Origin of the sequence: Streptomyces nanshensis, from assembly GCF_001751255.1 — a bacterium.
GTDB classification, from domain to species: Bacteria; Actinomycetota; Actinomycetes; order Streptomycetales; family Streptomycetaceae; genus Streptomyces; species Streptomyces nanshensis_A.
The window spans coordinates 1-5,107 of sequence record NZ_LJGW01000112.1 but is presented as its reverse complement, the minus strand read 5'-3'; the positions used below and the strand labels follow the sequence as shown (position 1 = coordinate 5,107).

General features: G+C 71.9%; 5 protein-coding genes. 1 reads left to right on the top strand and 4 read right to left on the bottom strand.

The features are described 5' to 3' along the window. Positions 1 to 31: 31 nt before the first annotated feature. The 4 genes from AN218_RS06680 to AN218_RS06665 all read right to left on the bottom strand — a co-directional run bounded on the left by AN218_RS06680 (position 32) and on the right by AN218_RS06665 (position 3,839). Positions 32 to 685 carry a hypothetical protein gene (locus tag AN218_RS06680; RefSeq protein WP_070015825.1) on the bottom strand — a complete coding sequence of 218 codons (654 nt, stop codon included), beginning with the start codon at positions 683 to 685 and terminating at the stop codon, positions 32 to 34. 187 nt (positions 686 to 872) lie between these two features. Then, positions 873 to 1,550, bottom strand: coding sequence for a GntR family transcriptional regulator (locus AN218_RS06675; protein WP_070015822.1), 678 nt, complete (start codon positions 1,548 to 1,550; stop codon positions 873 to 875). A gap of 48 nt (positions 1,551 to 1,598) precedes the next feature. Continuing rightward, on the bottom strand, positions 1,599 to 2,999 hold the full coding sequence (locus tag AN218_RS06670) for an aspartate aminotransferase family protein (protein ID WP_070015820.1): 1,401 nt from the start codon (positions 2,997 to 2,999) through the stop codon (positions 1,599 to 1,601). Positions 3,000 to 3,158: 159 nt separating this feature from the next. Continuing rightward, positions 3,159 to 3,839: a DUF4956 domain-containing protein gene (locus tag AN218_RS06665; RefSeq protein ID WP_070015819.1), complete on the bottom strand. Its 681-nt coding sequence runs from the start codon at positions 3,837 to 3,839 to the stop codon at positions 3,159 to 3,161. Positions 3,840 to 4,088: 249 nt separating this feature from the next. Here AN218_RS06665 and AN218_RS06660 point away from each other — a divergent pair. Then, on the top strand, positions 4,089 to 5,107 hold a 1,019-nt coding region (locus tag AN218_RS06660), incomplete at its 3' end, for a serine/threonine-protein kinase (RefSeq protein WP_141747492.1).

Sequence of the window (5,107 nt, the reverse complement as noted above, 5' to 3'; positions counted from 1 at the left end):
CTCGGGCGCGGTCCGCGCGCCCGTCGCCGTCCTAGCTGAAGACGATCATGGACCCCTGGGCGAGGCTCCGCGTCGCCGCCGCGTGCAGTCCCAGCCAGACGTGGCGCTCCCGCGCGAAGGGCCCCGCCTCGTACGCGACGGGGGTCTCCGCGGGCTCCTCCAGGTCCGTGGGGCGCGTGGGCGCCTGGGGTGCGGGCGGCGGGGCCGCGGCGTCGATGCCCAAGTACGGTGCGACGGCCTCCAGTTCGCGGAGCAGGCCGTGGCTGGAGCCCAGCGGGCCGCCGCCGTCGATGAGTTCGTCGTTGGCCAGCGGCACGGGGAAGTCGAGCGGTACGTACGCGCCCGCGTGGTCGTAGTGCCACACCAGGTGCGACTGCTGCGCCGTCAGCTCGAACATCTCCAGCAACTGCTCGTAGTCGCCGCCCAGTTCGTCGACGGGCGTGACCTCCAGACCGCAGGTGTGCAGCAGATGCGCGCGGCGCAGGAAGTGCAGGGCGTCGTAGTCGAAGCCGGCCACCGGCGCGACGTCCCCCGACAGTCCCGGCATGTAGTTGTACACGGGGACCGGCGGCAGCCCCGCCTCCGTCAGCGCCTTGTCGTAGACAGCGATCTCCTCGGCGAAGGGGTTGTCGGGGCTGTGGCAAAGCACGTCGACGAGGGGGACCAACCAGAGATCACATGCCAAGGGGTGCTCCATCTGCAGCTCGGTCGGAACAGCGTAATGCCGTGCCCCGGGGCGCGGGGCCGAGTGCCGGAGAAGGGATCATCACCACACGGGCGCACGGGAGTTCAGGGGCCCGGCGCGCACCGGCGCACGGCGGCGACGCGCACGGACCGTGCACTCACGGACCGCGCGCTCACGGGCCGTGCGCTCACGGGCCGTCCTTCAGCGACTTCTCCGCGAGCGACAGCGCGTGCCGGTGGTATCCGCCCACGATCTGCCGTGTCGCCGTCGCGTCCTCCCGCTCGACGGCGTCCACCAGCTCCCGGTGCCCCGCCCACAGCCGCTTGGCCACCTCGGGTTCCGTGCGCAGACAGGGAACGCTGTAGACCCAGCACTGCACACGGAGCCGGTCGAGGAAGTCGCAGATGTAGGAGTTGCCGATGACCTCGCCCAACTCCCGCCAGTAGCGCAGGTCGTAGCCGATCAGCACATCGAGGTCGCCGGCCCGCGCGGCCCGTACGGCCGCCTCCGCACGGCGCCGCACGGAGGCCAGCACCGAGTCCTCCAGGGCGATCACCGGGACGGGCCCGTCCTCCTCGAAGTAGCTGTGGAAGAGCCCGTCCAGGACCACCATCCGCGCGCGCACCATCGACCGGTAGTCGTCGATGGTGAACCGGTGGACGCCGAACCCCCGGTGCTGCTCGACGTCCAGCAGTCCCTGTGCCGCCAGGTCGACGAGCGCCTCGCGCACGGGAGTCGCCGAGACCCCGTACTGCTCGGCGATCTCCTTGACCGTGAACTGGCTGCCCGCCGGGAGTCTTCCGGCGAGGATCTCGTCCCGCAGCGCGGAGGCGATCTGTGCACGCAGCGTGCTTCGCTTGATCATCGGTCGGCTCGAATCGGCTTCCGGACGCCCCGCGCCCCGTACCCGGCCTCAGCCCCGTCCGGCGGTCGTATGCGCGTCCGCGGTGGCCAGCGCCTCGTCGAGAACGGCCAGGCCCTCCTTGGCCTCCGCCTCGCTGACGGTGCACGGCGGTACGACGTGGGTGCGGTTCATGTTCACGAACGGCCACAGGCCGCCGCGCTTGCAGGCCGCCGCGAACTCGGCCATCGGCGCGTTGTCCGGGCCGCTCGCGTTGTACGGCACCAGCGGCTCGCGCGTCTCCTTGTCCCGTACGAGGTCCAGCGCCCAGAAGACGCCCATGCCGCGCACCTCGCCGACCGACGGGTGGCGCTCGGCGATCTCCCGCAGGGCGGGCCCGATGACGTCCTCGCCGATCCGCGCCGCGTTCTCCACGACGCCCTCCTCCGCCATGGTCTCGATCGTCGCCACGGCCGAGCCGCACGCCAGCGGATGCCCGGAGTAGGTCAGCCCGCCCGGGTAGGGGCGCCGGTCGAAGGTGGCGGCGATCTCCGCGGAGATGGCGACGCCGCCCAGCGGTACATAGCCGGAGTTGACGCCCTTGGCGAAGGTGATCAGGTCGGGCGTGACGCCCCAGTGGTCGGCGGCGAACCAGGCGCCCGTGCGCCCGAATCCGGCCATCACCTCGTCCAGGATGAAGACGATGCCGTACCGGTCGCAGATCTCGCGGACGCCCGCGAGGTAGCCCGGCGGCGGCACGAGGACGCCGGCGGTGCCCGGCACGGTCTCCAGGATCACGGCGGCGATGGTGCCCGGGCCCTCGTAGGCGACGGTCTCTTCGAGGTGCGCCAGGGCGCGCGCCGACTCCTGCTCCTGCGTCTCGGCGTAGAAGTGCGAGCGGTAGAGATGCGGGCCGAAGAAGTGGACGGCGCCGGCCGCGCCGGTGTCGTTGGCCCAGCGCCGCGGTTCGCCGGTGAGGTGGATCGCGGCGGCGGTGTGGCCGTGGTACGAGCGGTAGGTGCTCAGCACCTTGGGGCGGCCGGTGTGCAGCTTCGCCATGCGCACGGCGTTCTCGACGGCCTCGGCGCCGCCGTTCGTCCAGAAGACCTTGTCCAGGTCGCCGGGGGTGCGCTCCGCGACGAGGCGTGCGGCCTCGGCCCGTACGTCGACGGCGAAGCCGGGCGCCATGGTGCACATGCGGCCCGCCTGCTCCTGGATCGCGGCGACGACCTTGGGGTGCTGGTGCCCGATGTTGGTGTTGACGAGCTGGGAGGAGAAGTCGAGGTAGCGGTTGCCGTCGTAGTCCCAGAAGTAGGAGCCCTCGCCGCCCGCGACGGCCAGCGGTTCTATCAGCGCCTGCGCCGACCAGGAGTGGAAGACGTGCGCGCGGTCGTTCTCCCGTACGGCGCGGCCGGCGGCCGGGTCGGGCGTGAAGCCCGCGGGAGAGGGCGAGTTCGTACTGCTGCTTGTCACGTGGTGGCTCCTCGGCTCGGGGAAGGCGCCGGCTGGGACGGGCCACAGCCTAGGGGGTGCACCAGCGGGGCAATCAACACCGCGGTGAAGCTCTGCCCTGGGCCGTTCCGCCGGCGGGCCCGGCGGAAGGGCGTCCGAAGGGGCCGCGAGGGTCCCGGGTCACGGGCTCGCGGCGTCGCTGCGCCGCGGCGGGGGCGGGGCCTCGCCGGGCGTCTCCCGGCGTCCGTTCTGCCGTACGATCCCGCCGCGCGGGCGCCGTCCGCGTCCCTCGCCGCCGCCGGGACCCGGACGCCGGTAGCGGATGTCGACGACCGTGAGGCCACGTCCGTAGTCCACCTCCTGGATGTTCCAGGACAGCGGCTCCCCGAGCCTCTCCCGTACGAAGTCCTCGATGGCCGCGGCCTCCGTGACGGCGGCGTCGACTGTGATCAGTGCCCGCTGTGTACGGGCGAACAGCCGCGGATGGCCCGCGAGATAGACCATCGCCAGCGGCAGCGCGCTCAGCATGGCCGCCAGCACGAGACTCAGATTCGGCAGCCCGGAGATGAGGCCGACGACGAGGGTCGAGAAGTAGTAGGCGACCTCCTCGCTCTGCATGGACTCCGCGCGCAGCCCGATGATCGACAGCACCCCGATCAGACCGAAGCCGAGCGCGATGCCGCCGCTGTCCTTGCTGCGGCCGAGCGCCGCGGCGAGCGCGAACAGCGAGACGTTCAGGGCGAGATAGCCGGGAATCAGATCCCGCCGCCGGTGCCGCGGATAGTAGACGGCGAAGGTGAGCACGGAGACCGAGACGAGGTCCACCGCGAGGTGGCAGAGGATCTGACGGATCGCGTCCATAGCGCGAAAATAGGCGAGTACGCGATCAGCACGCCCGGCACGCTCATCACCCCACCGATAAGGGCGAATTGAGAGTTTGTCATCTCAATTCGGGCTCCCCCGCTGCGCCCCCGTACCCCCCTGGCCCGTCCGGCCGGAATGCGACGGCGAAAACTCGATCTCGCATCGGATTCCGGTCTCTCCGCGTTCCGCGCCGCACGCGGCCTATTCTCGGGGGCAGTCGAACTACCTGGGGGGTAGAGGTACACGATGAAGCGGCTCAGCGCCGGGGACCCACGCTGGATCGGCGACTACCGGCTGCTCGGCAGACTCGGCGAAGGGGGAATGGGCCGGGTCTATCTGGCCCGTTCGGGGCGCGGGCGCACGGTCGCGGTCAAGACCGTCCAGGACGAACTCGCCCGCCAGCCCGAGTTCCGGCGCCGCTTCACACAGGAGATCACGGCCGCGCGCAAGGTCGGCGGTACCTGGACGGCGCCCGTGCTGGACGCCGACACCGAGGCGGAGAACCCGTGGGTGGCCACCGGTTACATCGCCGGACCCTCCCTCTCCGAAGTCGTCGACGACCAGTTCGGGCCGCTGCCGCACGAGTCGGTGACGGCGCTGGCCTCCGGACTGGTCCGCGCGCTGCACGACATCCACGGCGCCGGGCTGGTGCACCGCGACCTCAAGCCGTCCAACGTCCTCATCACGATCGACGGGCCGCGCGTCATCGACTTCGGCATCGCACGCGCCCTGGACTCGGCCGTGCAGTCGGCCGGCGGTCTGACGCGCACGGGTGCGCTCGTCGGGTCGCCGGGCTTCATGTCGCCCGAGCAGGTACGCGGGCTGCACGTCACGCCGGCGAGCGACATCTTCTGCCTCGGCACGGTCCTCGCGTACGCGGCGACGGGACGGATGCCCTTCGGCACCGCCGACAGCGGTGTGCACGCGCTGCTCTTCCGCATCGCCGAGGAGGAGCCCGAACTCTCCGGCCTCGAGGGCCCGTTGCTCGACCTCGTGTCGGCCTGCCTCGCCAAGGCGCCGGAGCGGCGGCCCGCCCTGGAGTCGCTGATCGAGCGTACGGAGGGCGGGCTGAAGGGCACCTGGCTGCCGGGCGAGGTGCTCGCCGAGCTGGGGCGGCACGCCGTCCAACTCCTCGACAGCGAGGACCCGGAGAGCGTCGAGCAGCCGCGCGGTGCGGCGGTCGGCACGGCCGCACCGGCGACCGCGGCACCGGGCGCACCCTCAGCGCCGTCGGCGCCCTCGCACCCTTCGACGCCGCCCCCGTC